We start from the raw sequence: 26,145 nt of genomic DNA, 5'->3' as shown, positions 1-26,145 counted from the left end.
TTCCACCGCTTCGCGACTCCAACCCACATAAATAGGTTGAAAATCCGTTTTTTTTCAGTGCGCAAATATAACAGACTATAAGCGGAATTCCTATAAAAAACTTCAAAATCGAAACTAGAATAAGAACCTAAAGCTTATTTTTCGAAAAGGAATAACTCAAAAAAGTTAAAAACCAGTTATTTAGCGATATCAAAACTTTCTTACGTCGAAATACTACTACTCAAAAGACTTAAAAGTTCTATATGTTATTTTAATTTCATTTTTAAAACACATCCCATAGATTCTAAAACCAACATATAATGTGATTTACCCACCTCCTGAACTATGGCAGATTGTGATTTAAACGGTCCTGATTCCAATATGATTCTGTCTCCCACCTGCAAAGGAGTTAAGGAAACCTCATATTTATCCGAAGAGCCCAACCATTCTTTAATCGTGTTAATTTCCTGATCCAGTACAACAGCGGGTTTTCCTAACCAAAAAAGATAACGTACCACTCCTGTAGACTGAAAAACCAAGTTTCTGTCTGCTTCTTCCAAATGGACAAAAACATAAGAATTAAAAAGCGGAACCTGTACTTTCTTTTTCCGGTCAGTCCACTGCCTCACTTGTGTCACTAAAGGACAATAACATTCTATTCCCTTTTGAGTTAATTGTTCCGCAACTTTCTTCTCCCATTTTGGTTTTGTATATACTACATACCAATTCATACTTCTAAATTTTTATAACCGTTCGGTGTTAAAAACGTCAGTTCGAGTGTTTTTTTGTGCAGTCCCGATCCCGAACATCGGGACGGGACGAGACAAAAAATGTATCGAGAACCGTTTTTAATGAAATTTTTCTTGTTCTCGATACAATCCCGTCCGAAAACGGGATCACTCGAACTGACGAAAAATTAGCATCAAAAACTAATTACACCCAACGGGTCAATTTTTATACTAAATGTTATCTCTTGTTCTGCCTGTGTAAGTTAATCATCATTTTCGTTTCCTGCTAAAAACAACAAACTCATCCCCTGATTAAAGAAATGAGTCTATAACAATATCATTTTTACATTATGATCCGATAGCCTGATAAATAAATCCTATTTTTTCTAACGCAGGACCATCTAAAATATTTCTTCCGTCAAATACAAACGCAGGTTTTTGCATAGAATTGTAAATTTTTTGCCAGTCATAAGAAATAAATTCATCCCATTCAGTAAGAATAGCAATAGCATGAGCACCTTCGCAGGTCTCGTAAGCAGTTTGAAAAGACAAAATATGAGCTGCATTAGCTTCAGCAGATCTGCTTTCTAAATAATCTAAATCAGCCAAAATCTTTTTTCGGGTTACCTTTGGATCATAAACCGCTATTTTAGCATTTTCACTAATTAAATCATCTGCTACATATATCGCTGCAGACTCTCTGGTATCATTCGTATCTTTTTTAAATGCCCAACCTAAAAATGCAATCTTTTTATCAGAAACGGTATTGTACAATTTTCTTACAATAGTATCTGAAAAACGTCTCTTTTGATGGTCATTCATGATAATAACCTGCTCCCAATAATCGGCTACCTCATTCAGTCCGTATGATTTGGCAATATAAACCAGATTCAGAATATCTTTTTGAAAACAAGAACCGCCAAAACCTACAGAAGCTTTTAGAAATTTCGAACCAATCCTGCTGTCCATTCCAATAGCCTTAGCTACCTCATTGACATTTGCACCTGTTTTTTCACAAAGTTCAGACATGGCATTTATAGACGAAATTCTTTGTGCTAAAAAAGCGTTGGCCGTTAACTTTGACAGTTCAGATGACCATACATTAGTGGTCAGGATTTTGTCTTCCGGCACCCAGTTAGCATATACCTCTACCAATGCCTGAATGGCTTTTTGTCCTTCTTCGGCAGTATCACCACCTATCAAAATCCGATCCGGTTGCAGCAAATCCTGAACAGCAGTTCCTTCGGCTAAAAACTCCGGATTAGACAGAATTTGGAACTTCACTCCGTTTCCGGTGTTATCCAGAATACTTTTAATAGCTTCGGCAGTTCGTACCGGCAAAGTAGATTTTTCTACTACTATTTTATCTGACTTAGATACTTTTGCAATTTGTCTGGCACAAAGTTCTATAAATTTTAAGTCAGCAGCCATTCCTTTCCCTTTCCCATAGGTTTTAGTTGGCGTATTTACTGAAATAAAAACCATTTGTGCTTCGTCAATGGCCTGATCTACTTCCGTAGAAAAAAACAGGTTTCTTCCTCTCGCTTCTTTTACAATCTCCGAAAGTCCCGGCTCATAAATTGGGATATTATTCACATCAGCATCATTCCACGCTGCTATTCTTTCGTGATTAAGGTCCACCACTGTAACTTGTATCTGTGGGCATTTTTGTGCTATAATTGCCATTGTAGGCCCTCCAACATAGCCTGCTCCAATGCAACAAATTTTTGTAATTTTCATTTATTATATTATTTATTTCTGTTATGTGTTATCGGTTGTCAATTGTCAGAAAACCGACAACTGACAACTGAATCGCTATTTTAAATTTTCCCAATACCAACCAACTGCAATCTTAAGTCCTTGCTGCAAAGAATATTCAGGATCATACCCTAACAATTCTTTTGCCTTATCAATACTAGCTAAAGAATGCGGAATATCTCCCGCCCGGTTAGGACCGTGAATCACTTTAACGTTTGCAATTTCAGGATCATAGTGACTCAAATATTCTTTTAAATAATTCACTAAATCATTCAGTGTATTTCTATCTCCGAAAGCCGTGTTATAAACAGTATTCACTGCATTTAACTGATCGGTTGCCATAGCCAGTTCATTCATTTGAATCACATTATCAATATAGGTAAAATCCCGGGAATGATTCCCATCACCATTTATAGTGATACTTTCGTGATTCATAAGCTGCGTTACAAATTTAGGAATCACTGCTGCATAAGCGCCGTTTGGATCCTGTTTTCTTCCAAAAACATTGAAATAACGCAAACCAATAGTTTCTATTTTATAGGTTTTGCTAAAAATTTCAGCATACAGCTCATTTACATATTTTGTAATAGCATAAGGCGAAAGTGGCTTTCCAATAACGTCTTCTACTTTAGGCAATCCTACAGAATCTCCATAAGTAGAGGAGCTCGCTGCATATATAAAACGCTTTACCTTAGCCTGAGTCGCCGCTTGTAATACATTCAAAAAACCGGATACATTAACATCATTAGTGGTAACAGGATCATTTATAGAACGTGGCACTGAACCCAACGCCGCCTGATGCAAAACATAATCAACAGCTGTCATTGCTTTTTTACAATCTTCAAAATTTCGAATATCACCTTCAATCAAAGAAAAATCAGGATTATCCAGACATGCTTTTAAATTATGACGATGACCAGTAGCAAAATTATCCAGACAAATTACTTTATTACCTTTTGCTAAAAAGTACTCACACAAATTAGAACCAATAAAGCCGGCTCCTCCGGTAATTAAAATGGTATATTTTGTTATTTCTCTCATGTTTATATTTAAAATTCACAACTAAGACCTTGTTTAAAAGGCATGAAAAACATCCGTTTGTATCGAGAACCAGTCAGACAACTAAACTTACATTTTGGCTTATTCAAAAACCTTTTTCAATTCAATTCTTTCAAGCCAAAACACTCGAAGTGACGACACAACGATTATGCGAATGCCTCTGACCGTCACTTCGAGTGAATTTTCTGAAAATGCGAGTAGCTTTTTCTGAAAATTTGTATCGAGAACCAGTCAGACAACAAAACTTCTCGATACATTTTGGCTTATTCAAAAACCTTTTTTAATTCAACTCTTTCATGCCAAAACACTCGAAGTGACAATACAACGATTATGCGAATGCCTCCAACCGTCAGTTCGAGTGAATTTTCTGAAAATGCGAGTAGCTTTTTCTGAAAATTTGTATCGAGAACCCAGTCAGACAACTAAACTTTCCAAGAGGCTTTGCTACTCAAGCGACCTACATAGAGAAACTAAAAAAACTTAAGCTTTTCTTACTTTCTTTAACATTTTTTGAATAAACCCCTTTGGTTTCTCTTCTTCATGATAACCGCTTGAATAATCTCCATAACCATAACCGTAAGCATACGAGGAACCATATTTAGCTTTGTTTTCAAAACCATTTAAAATAATGCTAACATTACTCATTTCACCTCTTTTTACACGATTATTCAACAGTGGAATCATCTCCTTTTTGGTGACATTTTGCCTTATAATATACAAAGTCACATCGGCATGTTGTCCTAATTCTAAAGAATCCGCTACTAAACCTACAGGCGGAGTATCCAGAATAATATAATCGTATTTTGTTTTTAGCTCCTGAATAAATTCGGCCATCGTTTCCCCAATAATTAATTCAGAAGGATTGGGTGGAACAGGACCTGAAAGAATAACATCTAAATAAGGAACTTCTGTTGTATTTACTATTTCTTGTAACTTTTTTTGTCTGATCAGATAATTTACTACACCTGAGTCATTAGACAAACCAAATTCTTCGGCTAATTTGGGTTTTCTTAAATCCAATCCCACTATTACCGTTTTCTTTTCGCTTAAAGCAAAAACAGTAGCGATATTTATCGAACAAAATGTTTTTCCTTCACCACTTATAGAAGAGGTAATCATCAGTGTTTTTCCGCCTTCCAGTTTTTGCTTTTTATATAAAAACTGTAACGAAGAGCGAATTGCCCGAAAGGATTCTGACAATGCTGATTTAGGCTTGTCAAAAACAGCCAGCTCTCCCTTATCTTTATAAACACCCACCACTCCTATCAATGGAATTTGTGTTTGCTTACTCACATCTTCTGCATTTTGAACAGAATTATTAATAAAAAAGATAATAAATATGAAAAGTAACGGAATCAGGATTCCTAAAAACGAGGCTAAAACATAATTAACAGATGTCTTAGGACCTATCAATCCTCCTCCCACATCCTTAGCCGGATCTATAAAATGAATATCGGATAAATTGGCTGCTTTTACAATATCAGCTTCACTTCTTTTTTGAAGAAAGGTACTGTATATTTTATCACTTAAATCATATTTTCTTTTAATTTTTATTAATTCCTGCTGATCATCCGGTAATTGTTTAATATTTCCTTCAGCCTGATTTATCTTACTGTTTATCAAACCTAAATCAAACTGTAAAGAGGATTTAGCTGAGGCTATATTTTCGAGTAAAACACTTTTAATAGCCTCCATCTGATTGTCAAAATCACGAAATATTTTATCGCTTTTTACCGCATAAGCCATTTCCGAACGCTCTGTAGAAAGTGCTATAAGTTTGGAAATACTAGCTACAATATTAGGATCTTCGATACCTGCTACTGACGGAGCAGGAAGTTTAGAATAATCAACACTGTTTTTTAAATAGTTTTTTAACGAATTGTAATAGGCTATTTTTCGGGCAATCGCATCTTTTTCAACATCATATTGAAGAATTTTATCTGAAAACCGCGTTCCTTCCTCTTCAGCAGCATACAATCCTTTATCTTTCTTAAAAGATTTTAACTCTTCTCCCGATGTTTTTAATTGAGATTCCATCGAAACAAGGGTGCTGTCTATAAAAGCAATCGTATTGGTTGCAAATTTATTCTTACTATCCAATTGTCTCTTGATGAGCATGTTTACTGTAGCATTCAGGTATTCAACCATTCTGGCTTTATTGGTTCCCTGCATTCTCAAGGTAAGGATAGAAGCTCCTTTAGAATCAGGAATTACATTCACCCCTCTATAACGGGACACCACGCTATTAAAATTATTGAATCTTACAAAATATTCTTTTCCTTTATAAAATCCGGGATTGTCTTTGATTTCTAATTTCCAATGTAAAAAAGGCAAAGAAACTTCCTGACCCACTTTATATTTTTTGAGAAAATCGCCTGGCTGTACTGCCGTTGAGCTATAGGAATTATCGGAATAAGTAACTAAAGAAGCAGCATTATTTTGGAACGGGATTTTAATCTGATACTCTGTTTCGCTTAAAAAAAGAATACTAATCAATCCTCCTGATAATTGAGGTTTGTTTTTATCTATCGCCACATAAAAAGGAACTGCTCCGTAAGCATCCACCATATTATACTTTTGCTGCTCTAAATAATCAATATAAAATTGTAATTTATCAACTACTAATTCATTATGAGAGCGTGATTGCAGCGTGGTAGAAATGGTTTGCATTTGATCCGAAACACCGCCCCAGTTGAATGTTAAACTCGTATTAGAAGTAAATAAAGGATTGCTTTCTTCTTTAATAGAAATCAAATTCTCCATTTCATAAATCTTCTCTTTACGAATATTTACCTGATAAGCAATGGTAAAAGCAATTATCAAACTCACCAAAAACCATTTCCAGTAACTCACTATTTTTAAAAGTAAACCTTTAAAATCAAAGCTCACCTGATTTTCAAAAATGGAAAAGTCTTTTATATCTAACATTTTGTCGAAATGTATTTTATCTTTTTAATAATAAAAAAACAGTTGTTCCTAAAGAAATCAGCGTTAATATAGTACCTAAAGATTCTATACCTGTTTTTCCGGTACCCCAGCTTTTTTGTTTTAGAGGTTTTACATAAATATAATCATTGGGTTGCAGGTAAAAATAAGGAGAATTTACAATATTGCGATCAGTAAGATTAATATCGTGCATTTCAGTCCCTGTTGGCGTTTTCCTGATAATAGTAACTTCTTTTCTATTCCCTGTAAGTGTAATATCACCCGAATTAGCAATCGCTTCCATGATATTTACCTGTTCCTGAAACAAGGTCTTGGTTCCGGTACTTCCTACTTCACCATTAATGGTGTAACGAAAACCGGCCAACTTTACTATAACAAAAATATTGGCCTCTTTTTTAAAATATTCCGCTAATAATTGTTTTTCGATTCGTTGCCTTACTTCATCTAAAGTATATCCTATTACATTTAATTCTCCTAAAACAGGCATCCTGATATTTCCATGATCATCTACTGTAAAGCCATTAAAATATAAAGCCGACTCTGATTTTCCGGATTCACCCTCATTTGTAGTACTGAAAATTTCGACTAATTTTGGATCATTAGCTTTAATAGTAATACTCAAAACATCATTTGATTGCAATCGATAGGGTTTAGAAGCAACAGCCGAAATAGTTGTTTCAATATTTGTTTCGTCCTTATTTTGCAAGTAAACCAAATCCCGATTTGATATACAAGACGAAAACAACACACTGATACATAACAATAAACCAGATAAATACTTAGTCATTTTACAATTTTAGATAACAAATATAGCTTTTCATTTAGGATATTAAAAGCTCCGTTCCTATTAACTTATTAATTATTTTTTATTGCCTTTTCAAATGGCAAACGCTGTAAAATACTCCTTCCCAGGGTAACTTCATCAGCATATTCTAATTCGTCACCCACAGCAATTCCTCTGGCAATAGTAGAAATAACAATATCCGAATCAAAAATTTGCTTGTAAATATAAAAATTAGTCGTATCTCCTTCCATTGTTGAGCTCAAAGCAAAAATAACTTCTGTTAATTTTCCTGATTTTACTTTTTCTACTAAACTGGCAATCTTTAACTGACTGGGTCCTACTCCGTCTATTGGCGAAATCTTACCCCCTAAAACATGATAAATCCCTTTGAACTGTCCCGTATTTTCAATAGCCATTACATCACGAATATCTTCAACAACACATACTATTTCGTGGTTTCTGTTCTTATTGCTGCATATTTCACAAATTAAGGTATCCGAAATATTATGACAACTTTCGCAAAACTTAATTTCCTCCCGCATAGCAACCAATGCCTGCGTTAAGAAAGCAGTTTGTTCCTTGGGCTGTTTTAATAAATGCAAAACCAGTCGCAAGGCAGTTCTTTTTCCTATTCCCGGCAATTGTGATATTTCACTAACAGCTTTTTCTAATAATTTTGAAGAAAATTCCATAGTTGCAAATGTAACAATTTGTTCATTGAAATAATTGATTATTCCGTAATGCCTTTTAAAATATATTTTTACGAAATCTCTTATTTTAGACAAAAAAAGCCGTCTTCAATTATGAAAACAGCTTCGTATTTTTTTTTTAAAAATTTAATATTGATTTGTAGCCAATAAAACTAACGTACAAGCTACATCAACCTTGATATTATTTAATTCTAAAAGCTGATACAACTCAGGATTTTCAGTTCCCGGATTAAACACCACTCGCTTAGGCTGAGCCTCGACAATATAATTATAATAAAATCGTTGATTTTTGGGATTCAAATATAAAGTGATTGTATCTATGTTTTTAACCGGAATAGCTTTGGTGTGTATTTTTACACCTGCAACTTCACCTTGATTTTGACCTATAGCCAATACGGTATGCCCTTTTTGTGCTAACATATTTATGGCTTTATAAGCATAACGGTCGGGTTTTGTAGTTGCTCCCAAAACTAAAGTTTTTTTATTTTTCATTTCGTTCATTATTTCTGCAAAGGTACTCAAATAGAATTGAAGTAGAACGATGCTGTATTTCAATACTTTTATAAACTATTTTTAGGCAGGAAAATTTCAGCCATCATGCATCTTGCACTTCCTCCGCCACAAGATTCGATAGTTTGCAAGTTAGTTTTTAAAATACTTCCGTATTTTTCTAATTGCGCAATTTGGTTTTGATGGAGCGACTCAAAAGCTGTAGTACTCATTACAATATACCTTTTATCATCAGTTCCTGAAACTTCAAGTAGGTTTGCAGCAAAATGATTAACCTGTTTCTCACTAATCAAAATAACCTCTTTGCCACTTGCTCTTAAATTATCCAGTACCATTTTACGTTCTTTTTTATCTGCAATCATATCAGCACAGATAACAGCAAAATGCTCACCAATACTCATCATTACATTCGTATGATAAACCAGTTCCAGTTTGCCATCTACCGTATGAAAAGCTTCAAAAATAACCGGAGCATAATCAAAATCTTCACAAAACTCAATAAAAAGCTCTTCATCAGCCCTTGGTGATAAGGCACAATATGCAATTGCATTAACCCTGTCTAAAACCAAGCTTCCTGTACCTTCCAGAAAAAGCCCATCCTCTTCTGCCGATGTAAAATCGATACTATTTTCAATTACAAAACCTTTTTCCTCCAATAAATCTAAAATATCATCACGTCGTTCCGCTCTACGATTCTCAGCAAACATGGGATACAAAACCACATCCCCATTTGCATGAAAAGAAATCCAATTATTTGGAAAAACACTGTCAGGAGTATCTGTTTCTAAAGTATCATCCACCACCACAACCTGAACTCCCACACTTTCAAGCTGACTAACTAAACCATCAAATTCCTGTTGGGCTTTAGCATTTATAGCTGCCGGTAATACTCCGCTTATTTCTTTTTGGAAATAATTATTGGCTGTCGTTTGCTCATTCATCCGAAAAGCTACCGGACGTATCATTAAAACCGATTGGGTCACTTGTTTCATTTTATAAACCTATTATTTATTGCTTACATCAAAGATAAAAAAAAGCCTCACTTTTCAGTGAAGCTTTAGCTTGATATCATTTAAAATTATACTGGTTTTTTAAACTCTCTTAAAGGAGATCCTGTATAAACTTGTCTTGGTCTTCCAATTGGTTCTTTGTTTTCACGCATTTCTTTCCATTGCGCAATCCAACCCGGTAATCTACCTATAGCAAACATTACTGTAAACATATCAGTAGGAATTCCTAATGCTCTGTAAATAATTCCTGAATAGAAATCAACATTCGGATATAAGTTTCTGGATTTGAAATATTCGTCTTCTAAAGCTGCTGCTTCCAGTTTTTTAGCAATTTCTAAAATTGGATCTTCAACTCCTAAAGTTTCTAATACCTCTTTAGCTGCTTTTTTGATAATTTTAGCACGCGGATCGAAGTTTTTATAAACTCTGTGTCCAAATCCCATTAATCTAAAAGGATCGTTTTTATCTTTTGCTTTAGCCAAATACTTTTCAGTATCTCCACCATTTTGATGAATTTCTTCCAGCATTTCCAGTACCGCCTGGTTAGCACCTCCGTGTAAAGGTCCCCATAAAGCAGAAACTCCGGCAGAGATAGAAGCAAATAAACCTGCGTGAGAAGAACCTACCATTCTTACTGTAGAAGTAGAACAGTTTTGCTCGTGATCAGCGTGAAGAATAAATAATTTATCTAAGGCTTCAGTTACAATAGGGCTTAATTTATAAGGCTCTGTAGGTAAAGCAAACATTAAATTCATAAAGTTCTCTACATATCCTTTAGTATTATCATAATAATTTAAAGGATACCCCATAGACTTTCTATAAGTCCAGGTTGCAATTACTAAGAATTTACCCATAGTTTTACAAACTGCCTGGTACAATTCTTTTTCATTTTCAACATTTACAGACTTTGGATTGAAAGCAGTCAATGCACTCGTTAAAGCAGCTAAAACACCCATTGGATGTGCTGTCTTTGGAAATCCATCGATAATACCTTTCATTTCCTCATTTACTAAGGTATGTTTTCGGATATCTGTTTCAAATTGTTCTAATTGAGCAGCTGTTGGTAATTCACCAAAAATCAAAAGATAAGAAACTTCTAAGAAGTTGGCCTGATCTGCTAAATCTTCAATAGCATATCCTCTGTAGCGTAAAATTCCTAATTCTCCATCCAGGAAAGTGATTGCACTAGTACAAGAACCTGAATTTTTAAAACCGGGATCAATTGTAATTGTTCCTGTTAAATCTCTTAATTTGTTAATATTGATAGCTTCTTCGTTCTCACTCCCTTTAATAACAGGAAACTCATACTTCTGACCATCAATTTCTAATATAGCTGTTTTTGACATAATAATTTGAAATAAATCTTTACACTTAATAATTTACCAAATCTAAGGATAATAACGTTAATTAAAAAGAGAAAAAAACAGTGATATTGTTAAATTTGACAAAAAAAGCCATTCATTTAAAATGAATGGCTTTAAAAAAATAACAATTTGTTATTCTTATTTTATTTTAAATGCTTTTTTACCAGGAAAATAAGCAGTATTTGCTAATTCTTCTTCAATTCTAATCAATTGATTGTATTTAGCCATACGATCAGAACGGGAAGCAGAACCTGTTTTAATTTGCCCACAATTTAAAGCCACAGCTAAGTCAGCAATTGTATTATCTTCTGTTTCTCCTGAACGGTGAGACATTACTGAAGTATATCCTGCATTTTTAGCCATGTTAACAGCTGCAATAGTTTCAGTTAGAGTACCAATTTGGTTTACTTTGATAAGGATTGAGTTAGCAATTCCTTTTTCGATACCAGTTGACAAACGTTCAACATTAGTTACAAACAAATCATCACCTACTAATTGAACTTTATCTCCAATTTTTTCAGTTAATAATTTCCAACCTTCCCAGTCATTTTCATCCATACCATCTTCGATAGAGATAATTGGGTATTTAGTTGTTAAATCAGCTAAATAATCAGCTTGTTCAGCAGAAGTTCTTACTTTTCCTGTTTCTCCTTCAAATTTAGTGTAATCGTATTTTCCGTTTACATAAAATTCTGCAGAAGCACAGTCTAAAGCAATCATAATTTCGTCACCAAAAGTATAACCCGCTTTCTCAACTGCTAATTTGATAGTATCTAAAGCATCTTCAGTACCACCAGCTAAGTTAGGAGCAAATCCTCCTTCGTCACCTACAGCAGTAGAAAGACCTCTATCGTGTAACACTTTTTTCAAGCTGTGAAAAATTTCAGTTCCCATTTGCATAGAATGAGAAAAAGAAGTTGCTTTTACAGGGAAAATCATAAATTCCTGAAAAGCTATCGGAGCATCAGAGTGAGAACCACCATTGATGATATTCATCATTGGAACAGGTAATGTATTAGCAGAAACTCCACCTACATATCTGTATAAAGGTAATCCTAATTCAGCAGCAGCAGCTTTAGCAACAGCTAAAGAAACTCCTAAAATTGCATTAGCTCCCAGTTTAGATTTATTAGCAGTACCATCTAAATCAATCATCATTTGATCAATTAGATTTTGTTCAAAAACAGAAGTACCTACAAGCTCTTCAGCAATTACAGTATTAACATTGTTCACTGCATTCAAAACTCCTTTTCCTAAGAAAGCTTTTCCACCATCACGTAATTCTACGGCTTCATGTTCTCCTGTTGATGCACCAGATGGAACTGCTGCTCTTCCTAAAACACCGTTTTCTGTAATTACATCTACCTCTACTGTAGGATTACCTCTTGAATCGAAAATTTGTCTTGCATGAATTTTGATAATAATACTCATATTACTTAGTTTTTAAATTTTAAAATACAAATATATTCTAAGTTTTTCAAACACGGTATTTATTTTTTTAATCTTATCAACGAAAACGTTATAAATCTTTTTTTTAAACATAATTTAAAATAAAATTTACAATAAAATGGCATTAAAAAAACTCAAAACAAAAAAAACAGGCTAAACAAAAAATGTTTAGCCTGTCATTATCTTTTAAAAAAGGAATTATTTTTTCAAAGTTTCTATAAACTGATCAAATAAGTACGAAGAATCATGTGGTCCAGGACTTGCTTCGGGATGGTATTGAACTGAAAAACAGTTTGTACCTTTCACTCGCATACCGGCTACTGTTCCGTCATTAAGGTGAAGATGCGTGATTTCCAATTCCGGATGCGCTTCTACTTCTTCTCTGTTCACAGCAAAACCATGATTTTGAGAAGTAATTTCTCCTTTTCCTGAAACTAAGTTCATCACTGGATGATTAATTCCTCGGTGCCCATTAAACATTTTATAGGTAGAAATTCCATTTGCCAATCCCATTACCTGATGCCCTAAGCAAATTCCAAACAAAGGCTTTTTACTTACTAAGATTTCTTTAGCCACCTCAATTGCATTCTCTAAAGGCTCCGGATCACCAGGTCCGTTTGACAAGAAAAAACCATCGGGATTAAAAGACTCTAACTCAGCATAAGATGAATTATACGGGTACACCTTAATATAACAGTCTCTTTTAGCAAGATTACGTAAAATATTTGTTTTGATTCCTAAATCTAAAGCCGAAACTCTGTAAGTAGCATTTTTGTCTCCATAAAAATAAGGCTCCTTAGTAGAAACTTTTGATGCTAACTCTAAACCTTTCATATCCGGAACATCAGCTAAAGCAGCTTTAAGTTCTTCAACCGGAGTATCATCTGTACAAATTACAGCGTTCATAGCACCGTTATCACGAATATAGCTAACAAGTGCACGTGTATCTACATCAGAAATACAAATCAAATTATGTTTTGTAAAATATTCTTCTAAACTTCCTGAAGCATCTTCTCTGGAGTAATTAAAACTAAAATTCTTACAAACCAAACCGGAAATTTTAATCCCTTTTGATTCTACCTCGTTATCATTAACGCCATAATTCCCGATGTGCGGATTAGTAGCTACCATGATTTGCCCAAAATAAGATGGGTCAGTAAAAATTTCCTGGTAACCGGTCATACCAGTATTAAAACATACTTCACCAAAAGTGGTTCCGCTGATTCCGATAGATTTTCCGTGGAATATAGTTCCGTCACTTAATAAAAGGATGGCGCTTTTTCGTGTTGTGTATTTCATTTGTTGTTAAATATGGTGCAAATTTAATTCATTAAAGCAGTGAAAGCAACAATTTTAAAAATTATTTTAGAATTGAAAATAATTATAGCATTTTAAGCTAACACAAACTTCATTACTAAAAAATCAAAAAAAAAGGATAAACTAAAAAAATAGTTTATCCTTGATTCTATAGAATGATTATCTTCATAATTATTCAGCAGCAGTTTCGTCAGTAGTTTCAGTTTCTGCAGCAGGAGCTTCGGCAACCGGAGCTTCTTCTGTTTTCTTAGCTTTACCACCACGACGGCTTTTTGCTTTTTTAACTTCTTTTTTACCACCGTTGTAAAGTTCGTTAAAATCTACTAATTCGATCATTGCCATATCAGCATTATCTCCTAAACGATTTCCAACTTTAATGATACGAGTGTATCCTCCCGGACGATCACCAACTTTAGCAGCTACATCTCTGAACAAGTCAGTTACAGCATATTTACTACGTAAGTTAGCAAAAACGATACGACGATTGTGAGTCGTATCATTTTTAGATTTTGTTATAAGCGGCTCAACAAATTGTTTAAGCGCTTTTGCTTTAGCAACAGTAGTGTTAATACGTTTGTGCTCGATTAGAGAACAAGCCATATTAGCTAACATAGATTTTCTATGTGCAGTCTGTCTGCTTAAGTGATTGAATTTTTTTCCGTGTCTCATGACGTGTTTTTTTAAACCCTCATCTTGCTACTATCCTCTATGGAGAGCAAAATATGAGTAATTTATTCTTTATCTAGTTTGTATTTAGCTAAATCCATTCCGAAAGTCAAATTTTTAACTGCTACAAGTTCATCCAGCTCTGTTAAAGATTTTTTACCGAAATTACGGAATTTCATTAGGTCATTTTTATTGAACGATACTAAATCACCAAGTGTATCAACTTCAGCCGCTTTCAAACAATTTAAGGCTCTCACAGACAGATCCATATCAACAAGCTTAGTTTTAAGCAATTGTCTCATGTGTAATGATTCCTCATCGTAGGATTCTGTTTGTGCAATTTCATCAGCCTCAAGTGTAATTCTTTCGTCAGAGAACAACATGAAATGGTGAATCAGAACTTTAGCAGCTTCAGTTAGTGCATCTTTTGGATTAATAGAACCATCAGTTTTAATTTCGAAAACTAATTTTTCATAATCTGTTTTTTGCTCCACACGGAAGTTTTCTATTGCATATTTTACATTTTTTACCGGAGTAAAAATAGAATCTGTAAATATGGTTCCAATTGCAGCATTTTGTTTTTTGTTCTCCTCAGCAGGAACATATCCTCTACCTTTCTCGATTGTTAAATCAAGACTCAATTTGATTTTTGGATCTAAATTACAGATAACCAGTTCTGGGTTCAAAACTTGGAAACCTGAAATAAATTTTTGAAAATCACCAGCTGTTAATTGATCTTTACCGGAAACAGAAATAGAAACTGATTCATTATCGATATCTTCAATTTGACGTTTGAAACGTACTTGTTTTAAATTAAGGATAATTTCGGTAACATCTTCAACAACTCCTGAAATAGTAGAAAACTCATGATCTACACCTTCTATGCGAACAGATGTAATTGCATACCCTTCCAATGCTGAAAGCAAAACTCTTCTAAGTGCATTACCAACAGTCAATCCATAACCAGGTTCTAAAGGTCTAAATTCGAATTTACCTTCAAAATCGGTTGAATCGATCATGATAACTTTATCGGGCTTTTGAAAATTAAATATTGCCATAAATTTCGACTAAGTCAATTATTATTTGTTGTACAACTCTACGATTAATTGTTCTTTAATGTTTTCTGGAATTTGAAGTCTCGCAGGTACACTTACAAAAGTACCTTCTTTAACGTCATTGTTCCATGTAATCCATTCATAAACTTGACTTGAATTAGATAAAGAACGTTCGATTGCTTCTAAAGATTTAGATTTTTCACGAACTGCAACTTTATCACCAGGTTTAAGGTGGTAAGAAGGAATGTTTACAACTTCACCGTTTACAGTGATGTGTCTGTGAGAAACTAATTGTCTAGCACCTCTTCTAGAAGGAGCAACGCCCATTCTAAAAACTACATTATCCAATCTTGCCTCACATAATTGTAAAAGAACTTCACCAGTAACACCTTTAGTAGCTGATGCTTTTTTAAATAAACCTCTGAATTGTTTTTCTAAAATTCCGTAAGAATATTTAGCTTTTTGCTTTTCCATTAACTGGATTGCATATTCAGATTTTTTACCTCTTTTTTTAGCCATCCCGTGTTGTCCAGGAGGATAATTTCTTTTTTCGAAAGATTTGTCATCTCCGAAGATTGCTTCGCCAAATTTACGAGCAATTCTAGTTTTAGGACCAGTATATCTTGCCATTTCAATGAATTATTAAGGTAGAGATTATGAATTCAGGTCATATCCTTCGATAATCGTGTTTCTACCTAGTTATACTTAAATTAAATTATTAAACTCTACGTCTCTTTGGAGGACGACATCCGTTGTGAGGCATTGGAGTAACATCAATGATTTCAGTTACTTCGATTCCTCCGTTATGAATAGAACGGATAGCAGACTCACGTCCGTTTCCTGGTCCTTTTACATAAACCTTAACTTTTTTCAATCCAGCTTCAAGAGCTACTTTACTACAATCTTCTGCGGCCATTTGAGCTGCGTATGGAGTGTTCTTTTTAGAACCTCTAAAACCCATTTTACCAGCTGAAGACCAAGAAATAACTTCACCTTTTTTGTTTGTCAAAGAAATGATGATGTTATTGAAGGTAGCAGAAATATGAGCTTCTCCCGTTGATTCAACGATAACTTTACGTTTTTTTGTAGTTGCTTTAGCCATATTACTTATTATTTAGTTGCTTTTTTCTTGTTAGCAACAGTTTTTCTTTTACCTTTTCTAGTTCTAGAGTTGTTTTTAGTTCTTTGTCCTCTTAATGGAAGACCAGTTCTGTGACGAATACCTCTGTAACATCCAATATCCATTAAACGTTTGATATTCAAAGAAACTTCTGAACGCAATTCTCCTTCAATTTTGAATGCTCCAACAGCTTCACGAATTGCTCCGATCTCGTCATCATTCCAATCTTGAACTTTTTTGTCCTGGCTAACCTGAGCTTTCTCTAAAATCTCTATAGCTCTACTTTTTCCTAATCCGAAGATGTAGGTAAGTGCAATAACACCTCTCTTGTTTTTTGGGATATCTACCCCTGCTATTCTTGCCATAATTATCCTTGTCTTTGTTTAAATCTAGGATTCTTTTTGTTTATTACGTATAATCTTCCTTTTCTACGTACGATAATGCACTCGGCACTTCTCTTTTTTACTGATGCTCTTACTTTCATTGTGAATATCTTTAATATCTATAAGTAATTCTTGCTTTAGACAAATCATAAGGGCTCATTTCCAATTTCACTTTATCACCTGGTAATAATTTGATATAATGCATACGCATTTTTCCTGAAATATGAGCAATTACAACATGTCCATTCTCTAATTCTACACGGAACATTGCATTTGACAATGCTTCAATGATTGATCCGTCTTGTTCTATTGCTGATTGTTTTGCCATAAAATTAAGCTACTGCTTTTCTATTTTTTCCGCTTTTCATTAAACCATCATAATGCTTATTCAACAAATATGAATTGATTTGCTGAATTGTGTCAATTGCAACACCTACCATAATTATCAATGAAGTACCTCCAAAAAACATTGCCCAAGATTGTTGAACATCCATAAGACTTACAACTATGGCTGGGAACACAGCTATTAGAGCAAGAAATAAAGAACCTGGAAAAGTTATCAAAGACATTACCTTGTCAAGAAAATCAGAAGTTTCAGCTCCAGGTCTTACACCCGGAATAAAACCACCACTTCTTTTAAGATCATCTGACATCTTATTAGTAGGAACTGTAATTGCTGTGTAAAAGAAAGTAAATACTACAATTAATGTAGCGAATACAAAATTGTACCAAAACCCAAACATATTACTAAATGCACCTGCAATAGACTGTGAAGTATCGGAATTTGACAATCCTGCTAAAGCAGCAGGAATAAACATAATTGCTTGCGCAAAAATAATTGGCATAACCCCGGAAGCATTAAGCTTCAAAGGAATCCATTGTCTATTTCCTCCTAACATATCTTGTTCAAAATCACCAGAAGCAGTACGACGTGCATACTGAACTGGTATTTTTCGAATAGCCATAGTTAACAAAACACAAGCAATGATAACTAAAAGCCAAATAATTATTTCAATCACTAACAACATTGGTCCACCGTTGTTATTAGTAACTCTAGTTGTAAACTCCTGAATAAATGCTTGAGGAAATCTTGCTAGAATACCCACCATAATTAATAGTGAAATTCCGTTTCCAATTCCTTTATCAGTTATTTTTTCTCCTAACCACATGGCAAAAATTGTACCTGTAACTAAGATAATTACTGAAGAAAATAAGAATTCAAAAGAACTAAAACCTAATAAAAATGCACTTCCTGGTAAAGTTTTGTAAAGATTATAAATATACGTAGGCCCTTGAACTAAAGTAATAACGATAGTTAACCAACGAGTAATTTGATTAATCTTCTTTCTACCACTTTCTCCATCACTTTGTAATTTTTGCAAATAAGGAATAGCAATTCCCATAAGCTGTACAACGATAGATGCAGAAATATAAGGCATAATTCCTAAAGCAAAAACTGATGCTTGTGAAAATGCACCTCCAGTAAACATGTCAAGAATTGAACCAATCCCTTCCTTAGTTTGACCAGCTAAATTAGCCAGCTGAGTCGCATCTATACCTGGAAGTGTTACTTGAGCTCCAAAACGATAAACTAAAAGCAGACCTAAAGTAATCAGGATTCTGTTTTTTAGCTCCTCGATTTTCCAAACATTACTAATTGATTCAATAAATTTCTTCATAGTTAATTGAAAAATTATATTGTTACAGCCTCTCCTCCAGCAGCTTCAATAGCAGCTTTTGCAGTAGCAGTAAATTTGTGAGCAGTTACTTTTAATTTAGCTTTCAATTCTCCTCTTCCTAAAATCTTAACAATTTCATTCTTAGTTGCTAAACGGTTTGAAACAAAAACTGACATATCAACAGTATCTGTAATCACACCATTATCAACTAATAATTGAAGTGTATCAAGATTTACACCTTCGTATTCTTTACGATTGATGTTTGTAAAACCAAACTTAGGAACACGTCTTTGAAGTGGCATTTGACCTCCTTCAAAACCAATTTTTTTAGAATATCCAGAACGAGATTTTGCTCCTTTGTGTCCACGTGCAGCGGTACCACCTTTTCCAGAACCTTCTCCTCTACCTAATCTTTTATTTTGATTATGTGTTGACCCTTCAGCTGGTTGTAAGTTACTTAAATTCATAACAGTTATTTGTTATTTAGCTTCTTCTACAGAAACTAAGTGTTTAACTTTGTTTATCATCCCAAGGATTGCAGGGTTTGAATCATGTTCTACAACCTGACCCATTTTACGTAGACCTAAAGCCTCTAATCCTCTTTTTTGATCAAGTGGACAGTTGATTTTACTTCTAACTTGTTTTACTAATAATTTAGCCATAATTTCCTTGAATTAACCTTTAAAAACTTTCTCTAAAGATACTCCTCTTTGTTTTGCAACAGTATGAGCACTTCTCATTTGTAATAAAGCATCAAAAGTTGCTTTAACTACGTTGTGAGGATTTGATGATCCTTGAGATTTAGATAATACATCATGAATTCCTACTGATTCAAGAACTGAACGAACAGCTCCACCAGCAATAACTCCTGTACCATGAGAGGCAGGAATTAAAAATACACGTGCACCACCAAATTTACCTTTTTGTTCGTGAGGAACTGATTGTCCGTTCAAAGGAATTTTTACTAAATTTTTCTTAGCATCTTCTACTGCTTTCGCAATTGCTTCAGAAACGTCTTTAGATTTTCCTAATCCGTGACCAACTACTCCATTTTCATCACCTACAACTACAATCGCAGAAAAACCAAAAGCTCTACCTCCTTTTGTAACCTTAGTAACACGATTAACACTTACCAGACGATCTTTAAGTTCAAGACCACTTGGTTTTACCAATTCTACATTTTTGTATTTAGACATAATATATTAGAATTTAAGTCCAGCCGCTCTTGCGCCTTCTGCTAATGATTTAATACGACCGTGGTATAAGTATCCTCCTCTATCGAATTTTACTGTTTCAACCCCGGCTTTTAACGCTTTTTCTGCAACAAGTTTTCCAACTGCAGTCGCAACTTCAACGTTAGTACCTTTTCCTATTTCTTTTTCTCTTGAAGAAGCAGACAATAATGTAACACCGTTTACGTCATCAATAAGTTGAGCATAAATTTCTTTGTTACTTCTAAATACAGATAATCTAGGAGTAGCAGCAGTACCGCTGATCGTCTTTCTGATTCTGAATCTGATTCTCTGTCTTCTTTCAGGTTTTGTTAATGACATAATCTTATTTTTTAAGCTGATTTACCTGCTTTTCTTCTTAATACTTCACCTACAAATTTAACACCTTTTCCTTTGTACGGCTCTGGCTTACGGAAACCTCTGATTTTCGCAGCAACAGCTCCTAAAAGTTGTTTGTCAAATGATGTTAATTTTACAATTGGGTTCTTACCTTTTTCAGATATAGTTTCAACTGTTACTTCTGGAGCAACTTCTAAAACAATATTGTGAGAAAATCCAAGTGCTAAATCTAATTTTTGTCCTTGGTTAGAAGCTCTGTAACCTACTCCTACCAATTCTAAAGATTTAGTAAAACCTTCAGTTACTCCAACAATCATATTGCTGATTAAAGATCTGTATAAACCATGTTTTGCTCTTTGATCTTTGTGATCAGATGATCTTTCAACTTGAACCTGATCACCTTCAACTGTTACAGTTACATCCGAAAACTCCTGTGTTAGTTGACCGTTTTTTCCTTTTACTGTAATGATACCATCTTTAACTTCAACAGTTACTCCAGCAGGGATTACAATTGGACTCTTTCCTATTCTTGACATCTCTTATAAGTCTTTTTAAATTAGTATACGTAGCAAATTACTTCACCACCTACATTTAATTGCTTAGCTTTCTTTCCAGTCATCAAACCTTTTGAAGTAGAAACAATAGCAATACCTAATCCGTTAAGGATTCTAGGAATATTTGAAGAACTTGAATATTTACGTAAACCTGGTTTACTAATTCTTTGGATATCTTTAATAACTGGCTCTTTAGTATCTTTATCATACTTTAAAGCAATTTTGATAGAACCCTGAACAGTGTTTTCTTCAAATTTGTAACTTAAGATATAACCTTGATCAAATAAGATCTTGGTAATTTCTTTTTTTAGATTAGATGCCGGAATTTCAACAACTTTGTGGTTTGCAGCCACAGCGTTTCTAACTCGCGTTAAATAATCTGCAATAGGATCTGTATTCATATTTATTAATTTGCGGTTATGGTTTTCTTTGAGACTTTCTCATTGAACCTTTAACCAATTAAAATTCGTTTTTTACCAGCTGGCTTTTTTAACTCCTGGTATCAATCCATTATTAGCCATTTCACGGAAAGTTACACGTGAAATACCGAATTGACGCATGTACCCTCTTGGTCTACCTGTTAATTTACAACGATTGTGTAAACGAACTGGTGAAGCATTTTTCGGTAATTTTTGCAAACCTACGAAATCTCCAGCTTCTAACAAAGCTTTTCTTTTCTCAGCATATTTAGCTACCGTTTTTTCTCTCTTAACCTCACGGGCTTTCATTGATTCTTTAGCCATATCTTAATTCTTTTTAAAAGGTAAACCTAATTCAGCCAATAATGACTTTGCTTCTTTGTCTGTTTGAGCAGTTGTAACAAAAGTGATATCCATTCCTGAAATTTTGTTCACTTTATCAATATCAATTTCTGGGAAAATGATTTGCTCTAAAACTCCAAGGTTATAGTTACCTCTACCATCGAATCCAGTAGCTTTGATACCACTAAAATCTCTTACACGTGGTAAAGCTGAAGTAATAAGTCTATCTAAAAACTCATACATTCTTTCTCCACGCAAAGTAACTTTTGCTCCAATTGGCATTCCTTTTCTCAATTTAAAAGACGCAACGTCTTTCTTAGAGATTGTAGAAACTGCTTTTTGTCCAGTGATCTTAGTCAATTCATCAACTGCATAGTCAATTAATTTTTTATCAGATACTGCTGCACCTACTCCACGGCTTAAAACGATTTTTTCAAGTTTAGGAACTTGCATTACGTTTGTGTATCCGAATTCTTCTTTAAGAGCAGAGATTACTCTACTCTTATATTCTTCTTTTAATCTAGGTATATACGCCATTACTATAGTACTTGATTAGATTTTTTTGAAAATCTTACTTTCTTATCTCCTTCAACTCTTACACCTACTCTAGTTGTTTCCTTAGTTTTAGGATCAATTAAAGAGATATTAGAAATTTGAATAGGAGCTTCTTTCTTTACGATACCACCTTGAGGGTTTTTCGCACTTGGTTTCGTGTGTTTTGAAACCATGTTTACACCTTCAACAATCGCTTTGTTTTTCTCACGGTCAACACGTAATACTTTACCTTCAGCACCTTTGTGATCTCCAGCAATTACTCTTACAATGTCACCTGATTTTATTTTTAGCTTTATCATCTTAAAACGAATTAAAGCACTTCTGGTGCTAATGATACAATTTTCATGAATTGTTTTTCACGAAGTTCTCTTGCTACCGGACCAAAAACACGAGTTCCTCTCATTTCTCCTGCAGCGTTCAAAAGAACACATGCATTATCATCGAAACGGATATAAGAACCATCGGCTCTTCTCACTTCTTTTTTGGTACGTACAACAACTGCAGTTGAAACAGCTCCTTTTTTCACGTTTCCGTTCGGAGTTGAATCTTTTATAGACACTACAATCTTATCACCTACAGAAGCATACCTTCTTTTGGTACCTCCTAAAACACGGATAGTTAAAACTTCTTTAGCTCCTGTGTTATCTGCTACTTTTAGTCTTGATTCTTGTTGTACCATAATTATTTAGCTCTTTCTAGGATTTCAACTAATCTCCAACATTTAGATTTACTTAAAGGACGCGTTTCGCTAATTCTTACAGTATCTCCAATGTTACAGTCGTTTGTTTCGTCATGTGCAACAAATTTCTTTGTTTTCAATACGAATTTACCGTATAATGGGTGTTTTACTTTAGTAACCTGAGCAACAACAATAGATTTATCCATTTTGTTTGAAGTTACAACACCAATTCTTTCTTTTCTTAAATTTCTTTTTTCCATCTTTCGCAGATTACAATTATTGCAACTCTCTTTTTGTAAGCTCTGTAGCTAATCTAGCAACTGTTCTTCTCATACTTCTAATTTGAAGCGGATTCTCAATTGGAGATATTGCATGAGCCAATTTTAGGTCAGCATATGTTTTCTTAGCCTGGCTAAGATTTTCTTGCAACTGTGCTGCAGAAAGATCTTTTATTTCTGATTGTTTCATAATAATATAGATTATGCTTCGAAATCTCTAGCAACGACGAATTTAGTTTTTACTGGTAGTTTTTGAGCTGCAAGACGCAAAGCCTCTTTTGCAACTGACAATGGAACTCCACCAACTTCAAACATAATTCTTCCGGGTTTAACAACAGCTGCCCAATATTCAACGGCACCTTTACCTTTACCCATACGTACCTCTAATGGTTTCTTAGTAATAGGTTTGTCTGGAAATATTTTAATCCATAATTGTCCCTCTCTTTTCATGTAACGAGTTGCAGCAATACGTGCAGCCTCGATTTGACGTGAAGTAAGAAACATACCATCTTCATGAACAGATTTAATACCAAACATTCCATTTGAAAGTTCATGCCCTCTTTGAGAGTTCCCTTTCATTCTACCTTTTTGTACCTTACGGTATTTTGTTCTTTTAGGCTGTAACATTTTTCTTTAATTTAAAAATTACTTTCTTTTACGAGCGTCTGGTTTTCCACCTTTGTTAAAGTTAGATTTACCACGAGGAGCATCTCCACCTTTTCCACCAGATTGTTTTTTATCCATTCCAGCAAGCGGAGAAAGATCTCTCTTTCCGTAAACTTCACCTTTCATGATCCACACTTTAATTCCCATTCTACCATAAGTAGTATGAGCTTCAGCAAGTGCATAATCAATATCAGCTCTGAAAGTTGACAAAGGAATTCTTCCTTCTTTGAAACCTTCTGAACGCGCCATCTCAGCACCATTTAAACGACCAGAAATCAAGACTTTGATACCTTCAGCGTTCATACGCATAGAAGCAGCAATAGCCATTTTGATTGCACGTCTGTAAGAAATACGGCTTTCGATTTGACGAGCGATGCTTGTCGCCACAAGATAAGCATCTAACTCAGGTCTTTTAATTTCAAAGATATTAATCTGAACCTCTTTGTCAGTAATTTTCTTAAGTTCTTCTTTTAACTTGTCTACCTCTTGACCACCTTTTCCGATAATGATACCAGGTCTGGCAGTAGTGATAGTAACGGTTACAAGTTTCAAAGTTCTCTCGATAATTACTTTTGATACACTAGCTTTTGATAAACGAGCATGTACATACTTTCTGATTTTGTGATCTTCAGCTAATTTATCGCCGTAATCATTTCCACCATACCAGTTTGAGTCCCATCCTCTGATGATACCAAGTCTATTTCCAATTGGATTTGTCTTTTGTCCCATCTTATTAATTTGCTTGTGTGTTATTAATAGCTCCTAACACGATTGTTACGTGATTTGAACGTTTTCTAATTCTGTGTGCGCGACCTTGTGGAGCTGGACGAAGTCTTTTCAACATCATTCCACCATCTACTCTGATCTCTTTAACAAATAATCCAGCTTCTTCTAAATTACCTTCACTATTTTTTTGCTCCCAGTTGTTGATTGCAGATAATAATAGTTTTTCTAATTTTCTAGATGCTTCTTTAGAACTGAATCTTAATATGTTAAGTGCTCTTTCTACCTTCTGACCTCTTACCAAGTCCGCTACTAAGCGCATTTTTCTAGGTGAAGTAGGGCAGTTATTCAATTTCGCGAAAGCAATAGACTTATTAGCCTCTTTTCTCGCATCTGCTGTTTCTCTTTTACGAACTCCCATTGCTTCTTATTTTTTACCTTTATTTTTTGCTCCAGCATGACCTCTAAAAGATCTAGTTGGTGAAAATTCTCCTAATTTGTGTCCTACCATGTTTTCTGTTACGTAAACCGGTACAAATTGACGACCGTTATGAACTGCGATAGTTTGTCCAACAAAGTCAGGAGTAATCATAGAAGCTCTAGACCAAGTCTTAACCACTCCTTTATTTCCACCTGCGATGTTTTCTTCAACTTTCTTTTCTAACTTATAATGAACGAAAGGTCCTTTTTTTAATGAACGTGCCATATCTTAATTATTTCTTTCTACGTTCTACGATATACTTACTACTCGGGTTTTTCGGAGAACGAGTTCTATAACCTTTAGCCGGTACTCCGTTTCTAGAACGTGGATGACCTCCAGAAGAACGACCTTCACCACCTCCCATAGGGTGATCAACAGGGTTCATCGCAACCGGTCTTGTTCTTGGTCTTCTACCTAACCATCTTGTTCTACCTGCTTTACCAGATACTACTAATTGATGATCAGAATTAGATACTGCTCCAATAGTTGCTGAACAAGTTAACAAGATCAATCTTGTTTCTCCTGACGGCATTTTAATTGTAGCATATTTTCCATCTCTTGCCATTAATTGAGCAAATGTTCCTGCTGAACGAGCAATTACAGCTCCCTGACCAGGTCTCAATTCGATACAAGAAATCACAGTTCCTAGTGGAACTCTGCTTAAAGGTAATGTATTACCAATTTCTGGTTGAGCTTCAGCACCAGAAACTAATTTCTGACCTACTTTCAAACCATTTTGAGCAATTACATATGTTTTCTCTCCATCAGCATAAGCTAATAAAGCGATAAATGCAGTTCTGTTTGGATCGTACTCAATTGATTTCACTGTAGCTGGAATTCCATCTTTAGTTCTTTTGAAATCAATAATACGATATCTTTGCTTGTGACCACCACCCGTATAACGCATGGTCATCTTTCCTTGACTATTTCTACCTCCAGAGTTTTTTATCGGCGCTATCAAAGAGCGTTCCGGCTTATCAGTTGTAATGACGTCATAACCATTCACAACTCTAAATCGCTGACCTGCGGTAATAGGTTTTAATTTTCTTACTGACATTGTTATATCTTAGATATTGTTGTAAAAATCAATTGTTTCTCCTTCTTGTACTTGTACAATTGCTTTTTTAATTGCATTTGTCTTTCCACTGATTAAACCACTTTTAGTGTATTTTGTAGTTCTGTCCGGTCTTACATTAATGGTGTTAACACTCAAAACAGTTACTCCATAAGCAGCTTCAACAGCTTTCTTAATCTCAACTTTATTTGCTTTTTTGTTAACAACAAATCCAAAACGGTTTAAAACTTCACTTTCTTTGGTTACTTTTTCCGTTACTATAGGTTTAATTATGATACTCATATT

The 26,145-nt window shown here is 34.5% G+C and carries 37 protein-coding genes; all 37 read right to left on the bottom strand.

Annotated elements, in window-relative coordinates; translation table 11 throughout:
• Positions 1 to 245: 245 nt before the first annotated feature.
• Complete coding sequence (locus tag BUB89_RS13685; protein ID WP_073245970.1) at positions 246 to 710, bottom strand: UpxY family transcription antiterminator; 465 nt, start codon at positions 708 to 710, stop codon at positions 246 to 248.
• A gap of 345 nt (positions 711 to 1,055) precedes the next feature.
• Complete coding sequence (locus tag BUB89_RS13680) at positions 1,056 to 2,447, bottom strand: UDP-glucose 6-dehydrogenase (protein ID WP_073245968.1); 1,392 nt, start codon at positions 2,445 to 2,447, stop codon at positions 1,056 to 1,058.
• Positions 2,448 to 2,522: 75 nt separating this feature from the next.
• Positions 2,523 to 3,506: an SDR family oxidoreductase gene (locus BUB89_RS13675; protein ID WP_073245966.1), complete on the bottom strand. Its 984-nt coding sequence runs from the start codon at positions 3,504 to 3,506 to the stop codon at positions 2,523 to 2,525.
• Positions 3,507 to 4,004: 498 nt separating this feature from the next.
• The gene (locus tag BUB89_RS13670; protein ID WP_073245964.1) at positions 4,005 to 6,452 is read right to left on the bottom strand and encodes a polysaccharide biosynthesis tyrosine autokinase; all 2,448 of its coding nucleotides are present in this window, start codon (positions 6,450 to 6,452) and stop codon (positions 4,005 to 4,007) included.
• 16 nt (positions 6,453 to 6,468) lie between these two features.
• The gene (locus tag BUB89_RS13665; RefSeq protein ID WP_073245962.1) at positions 6,469 to 7,257 is read right to left on the bottom strand and encodes a polysaccharide biosynthesis/export family protein; all 789 of its coding nucleotides are present in this window, start codon (positions 7,255 to 7,257) and stop codon (positions 6,469 to 6,471) included.
• A gap of 68 nt (positions 7,258 to 7,325) precedes the next feature.
• Positions 7,326 to 7,946 carry a recombination mediator RecR gene (gene recR / locus BUB89_RS13660; protein ID WP_073245960.1) on the bottom strand — a complete coding sequence of 207 codons (621 nt, stop codon included), beginning with the start codon at positions 7,944 to 7,946 and terminating at the stop codon, positions 7,326 to 7,328.
• 144 nt (positions 7,947 to 8,090) lie between these two features.
• A complete protein-coding gene (locus BUB89_RS13655; RefSeq protein WP_073246147.1) occupies positions 8,091 to 8,456 on the bottom strand; it encodes a CoA-binding protein in 366 nt (121 codons plus the stop codon).
• 68 nt (positions 8,457 to 8,524) lie between these two features.
• Positions 8,525 to 9,466 (bottom strand): citrulline utilization hydrolase CtlX, encoded by a 942-nt coding sequence (gene ctlX / locus BUB89_RS13650; protein WP_073245959.1) that lies wholly within the window; start codon positions 9,464 to 9,466, stop codon positions 8,525 to 8,527.
• 86 nt (positions 9,467 to 9,552) lie between these two features.
• Positions 9,553 to 10,830 (bottom strand): citrate synthase, encoded by a 1,278-nt coding sequence (locus BUB89_RS13645; protein ID WP_073245957.1) that lies wholly within the window; start codon positions 10,828 to 10,830, stop codon positions 9,553 to 9,555.
• A 156-nt stretch (positions 10,831 to 10,986) separates the two neighbouring features.
• The gene (gene eno / locus BUB89_RS13640) at positions 10,987 to 12,279 is read right to left on the bottom strand and encodes a phosphopyruvate hydratase (RefSeq protein ID WP_073245956.1); all 1,293 of its coding nucleotides are present in this window, start codon (positions 12,277 to 12,279) and stop codon (positions 10,987 to 10,989) included.
• Positions 12,280 to 12,495: 216 nt separating this feature from the next.
• A complete protein-coding gene (gene carA, locus BUB89_RS13635; RefSeq protein WP_073245954.1) occupies positions 12,496 to 13,596 on the bottom strand; it encodes a glutamine-hydrolyzing carbamoyl-phosphate synthase small subunit in 1,101 nt (366 codons plus the stop codon).
• 189 nt (positions 13,597 to 13,785) lie between these two features.
• A complete protein-coding gene (gene rplQ / locus BUB89_RS13630) occupies positions 13,786 to 14,283 on the bottom strand; it encodes a 50S ribosomal protein L17 (protein ID WP_073245952.1) in 498 nt (165 codons plus the stop codon).
• A gap of 62 nt (positions 14,284 to 14,345) precedes the next feature.
• The gene (locus BUB89_RS13625) at positions 14,346 to 15,338 is read right to left on the bottom strand and encodes a DNA-directed RNA polymerase subunit alpha (RefSeq protein ID WP_073245950.1); all 993 of its coding nucleotides are present in this window, start codon (positions 15,336 to 15,338) and stop codon (positions 14,346 to 14,348) included.
• Between the two features lie 21 nt (positions 15,339 to 15,359).
• Complete coding sequence (rpsD, locus tag BUB89_RS13620; protein ID WP_073245948.1) at positions 15,360 to 15,965, bottom strand: 30S ribosomal protein S4; 606 nt, start codon at positions 15,963 to 15,965, stop codon at positions 15,360 to 15,362.
• Between the two features lie 88 nt (positions 15,966 to 16,053).
• Positions 16,054 to 16,437, bottom strand: coding sequence for a 30S ribosomal protein S11 (rpsK, locus tag BUB89_RS13615; protein WP_026714629.1), 384 nt, complete (start codon positions 16,435 to 16,437; stop codon positions 16,054 to 16,056).
• An 8-nt stretch (positions 16,438 to 16,445) separates the two neighbouring features.
• Positions 16,446 to 16,820 (bottom strand): 30S ribosomal protein S13, encoded by a 375-nt coding sequence (gene rpsM / locus BUB89_RS13610; protein ID WP_035659214.1) that lies wholly within the window; start codon positions 16,818 to 16,820, stop codon positions 16,446 to 16,448.
• Positions 16,821 to 16,822: 2 nt separating this feature from the next.
• Positions 16,823 to 16,939, bottom strand: coding sequence for a type B 50S ribosomal protein L36 (gene ykgO, locus BUB89_RS13605; RefSeq protein ID WP_002987490.1), 117 nt, complete (start codon positions 16,937 to 16,939; stop codon positions 16,823 to 16,825).
• Between the two features lie 11 nt (positions 16,940 to 16,950).
• Entirely contained in the window at positions 16,951 to 17,166 is a 216-nt protein-coding gene (gene infA / locus BUB89_RS13600; RefSeq protein ID WP_026714631.1) for a translation initiation factor IF-1, read from the bottom strand.
• 4 nt (positions 17,167 to 17,170) lie between these two features.
• Complete coding sequence (gene secY / locus BUB89_RS13595; protein WP_073245946.1) at positions 17,171 to 18,517, bottom strand: preprotein translocase subunit SecY; 1,347 nt, start codon at positions 18,515 to 18,517, stop codon at positions 17,171 to 17,173.
• Between the two features lie 14 nt (positions 18,518 to 18,531).
• Positions 18,532 to 18,984 carry a 50S ribosomal protein L15 gene (rplO, locus tag BUB89_RS13590; RefSeq protein WP_073245945.1) on the bottom strand — a complete coding sequence of 151 codons (453 nt, stop codon included), beginning with the start codon at positions 18,982 to 18,984 and terminating at the stop codon, positions 18,532 to 18,534.
• Positions 18,985 to 18,996: 12 nt separating this feature from the next.
• Positions 18,997 to 19,179 carry a 50S ribosomal protein L30 gene (gene rpmD, locus BUB89_RS13585; protein ID WP_026707002.1) on the bottom strand — a complete coding sequence of 61 codons (183 nt, stop codon included), beginning with the start codon at positions 19,177 to 19,179 and terminating at the stop codon, positions 18,997 to 18,999.
• 12 nt (positions 19,180 to 19,191) lie between these two features.
• The gene (rpsE, locus tag BUB89_RS13580) at positions 19,192 to 19,716 is read right to left on the bottom strand and encodes a 30S ribosomal protein S5 (protein WP_085950926.1); all 525 of its coding nucleotides are present in this window, start codon (positions 19,714 to 19,716) and stop codon (positions 19,192 to 19,194) included.
• A gap of 3 nt (positions 19,717 to 19,719) precedes the next feature.
• On the bottom strand, positions 19,720 to 20,070 hold the full coding sequence (gene rplR / locus BUB89_RS13575; RefSeq protein WP_073245943.1) for a 50S ribosomal protein L18: 351 nt from the start codon (positions 20,068 to 20,070) through the stop codon (positions 19,720 to 19,722).
• Positions 20,071 to 20,081: 11 nt separating this feature from the next.
• The gene (rplF, locus tag BUB89_RS13570) at positions 20,082 to 20,624 is read right to left on the bottom strand and encodes a 50S ribosomal protein L6 (RefSeq protein ID WP_073245941.1); all 543 of its coding nucleotides are present in this window, start codon (positions 20,622 to 20,624) and stop codon (positions 20,082 to 20,084) included.
• Positions 20,625 to 20,644: 20 nt separating this feature from the next.
• Positions 20,645 to 21,043, bottom strand: coding sequence for a 30S ribosomal protein S8 (rpsH, locus tag BUB89_RS13565; protein ID WP_073245939.1), 399 nt, complete (start codon positions 21,041 to 21,043; stop codon positions 20,645 to 20,647).
• A 72-nt stretch (positions 21,044 to 21,115) separates the two neighbouring features.
• Entirely contained in the window at positions 21,116 to 21,385 is a 270-nt protein-coding gene (gene rpsN, locus BUB89_RS13560) for a 30S ribosomal protein S14 (RefSeq protein WP_026707007.1), read from the bottom strand.
• A 3-nt stretch (positions 21,386 to 21,388) separates the two neighbouring features.
• Positions 21,389 to 21,940: a 50S ribosomal protein L5 gene (rplE, locus tag BUB89_RS13555; protein ID WP_073245937.1), complete on the bottom strand. Its 552-nt coding sequence runs from the start codon at positions 21,938 to 21,940 to the stop codon at positions 21,389 to 21,391.
• Between the two features lie 2 nt (positions 21,941 to 21,942).
• Positions 21,943 to 22,257, bottom strand: coding sequence for a 50S ribosomal protein L24 (gene rplX, locus BUB89_RS13550; RefSeq protein WP_073245935.1), 315 nt, complete (start codon positions 22,255 to 22,257; stop codon positions 21,943 to 21,945).
• A gap of 11 nt (positions 22,258 to 22,268) precedes the next feature.
• On the bottom strand, positions 22,269 to 22,637 hold the full coding sequence (gene rplN / locus BUB89_RS13545; protein ID WP_026714640.1) for a 50S ribosomal protein L14: 369 nt from the start codon (positions 22,635 to 22,637) through the stop codon (positions 22,269 to 22,271).
• A 2-nt stretch (positions 22,638 to 22,639) separates the two neighbouring features.
• The gene (gene rpsQ / locus BUB89_RS13540) at positions 22,640 to 22,897 is read right to left on the bottom strand and encodes a 30S ribosomal protein S17 (RefSeq protein ID WP_024981515.1); all 258 of its coding nucleotides are present in this window, start codon (positions 22,895 to 22,897) and stop codon (positions 22,640 to 22,642) included.
• A 16-nt stretch (positions 22,898 to 22,913) separates the two neighbouring features.
• A complete protein-coding gene (rpmC, locus tag BUB89_RS13535; RefSeq protein ID WP_073245933.1) occupies positions 22,914 to 23,105 on the bottom strand; it encodes a 50S ribosomal protein L29 in 192 nt (63 codons plus the stop codon).
• A gap of 11 nt (positions 23,106 to 23,116) precedes the next feature.
• Positions 23,117 to 23,542: a 50S ribosomal protein L16 gene (rplP, locus tag BUB89_RS13530; protein WP_008464295.1), complete on the bottom strand. Its 426-nt coding sequence runs from the start codon at positions 23,540 to 23,542 to the stop codon at positions 23,117 to 23,119.
• A gap of 18 nt (positions 23,543 to 23,560) precedes the next feature.
• A complete protein-coding gene (rpsC, locus tag BUB89_RS13525) occupies positions 23,561 to 24,310 on the bottom strand; it encodes a 30S ribosomal protein S3 (protein ID WP_073245931.1) in 750 nt (249 codons plus the stop codon).
• 4 nt (positions 24,311 to 24,314) lie between these two features.
• The gene (rplV, locus tag BUB89_RS13520; protein ID WP_071183843.1) at positions 24,315 to 24,725 is read right to left on the bottom strand and encodes a 50S ribosomal protein L22; all 411 of its coding nucleotides are present in this window, start codon (positions 24,723 to 24,725) and stop codon (positions 24,315 to 24,317) included.
• A 6-nt stretch (positions 24,726 to 24,731) separates the two neighbouring features.
• Positions 24,732 to 25,010 (bottom strand): 30S ribosomal protein S19, encoded by a 279-nt coding sequence (rpsS, locus tag BUB89_RS13515; protein WP_024981511.1) that lies wholly within the window; start codon positions 25,008 to 25,010, stop codon positions 24,732 to 24,734.
• Positions 25,011 to 25,017: 7 nt separating this feature from the next.
• Positions 25,018 to 25,842, bottom strand: a complete 825-nt coding sequence (gene rplB / locus BUB89_RS13510) for a 50S ribosomal protein L2 (RefSeq protein ID WP_073245930.1) — start codon at positions 25,840 to 25,842, stop codon at positions 25,018 to 25,020.
• A gap of 9 nt (positions 25,843 to 25,851) precedes the next feature.
• Positions 25,852 to 26,142: a 50S ribosomal protein L23 gene (gene rplW, locus BUB89_RS13505; RefSeq protein ID WP_035659234.1), complete on the bottom strand. Its 291-nt coding sequence runs from the start codon at positions 26,140 to 26,142 to the stop codon at positions 25,852 to 25,854.
• Between the last annotated feature and the right edge of the window lie 3 nt (positions 26,143 to 26,145).

Source organism: Flavobacterium flevense, assembly GCF_900142775.1.
In the GTDB taxonomy this organism is placed as follows: domain Bacteria; phylum Bacteroidota; class Bacteroidia; order Flavobacteriales; family Flavobacteriaceae; genus Flavobacterium; species Flavobacterium flevense.
Note: the sequence above shows the minus strand (reverse complement) of the source record. Positions and strands in the feature narration are given on the sequence as shown.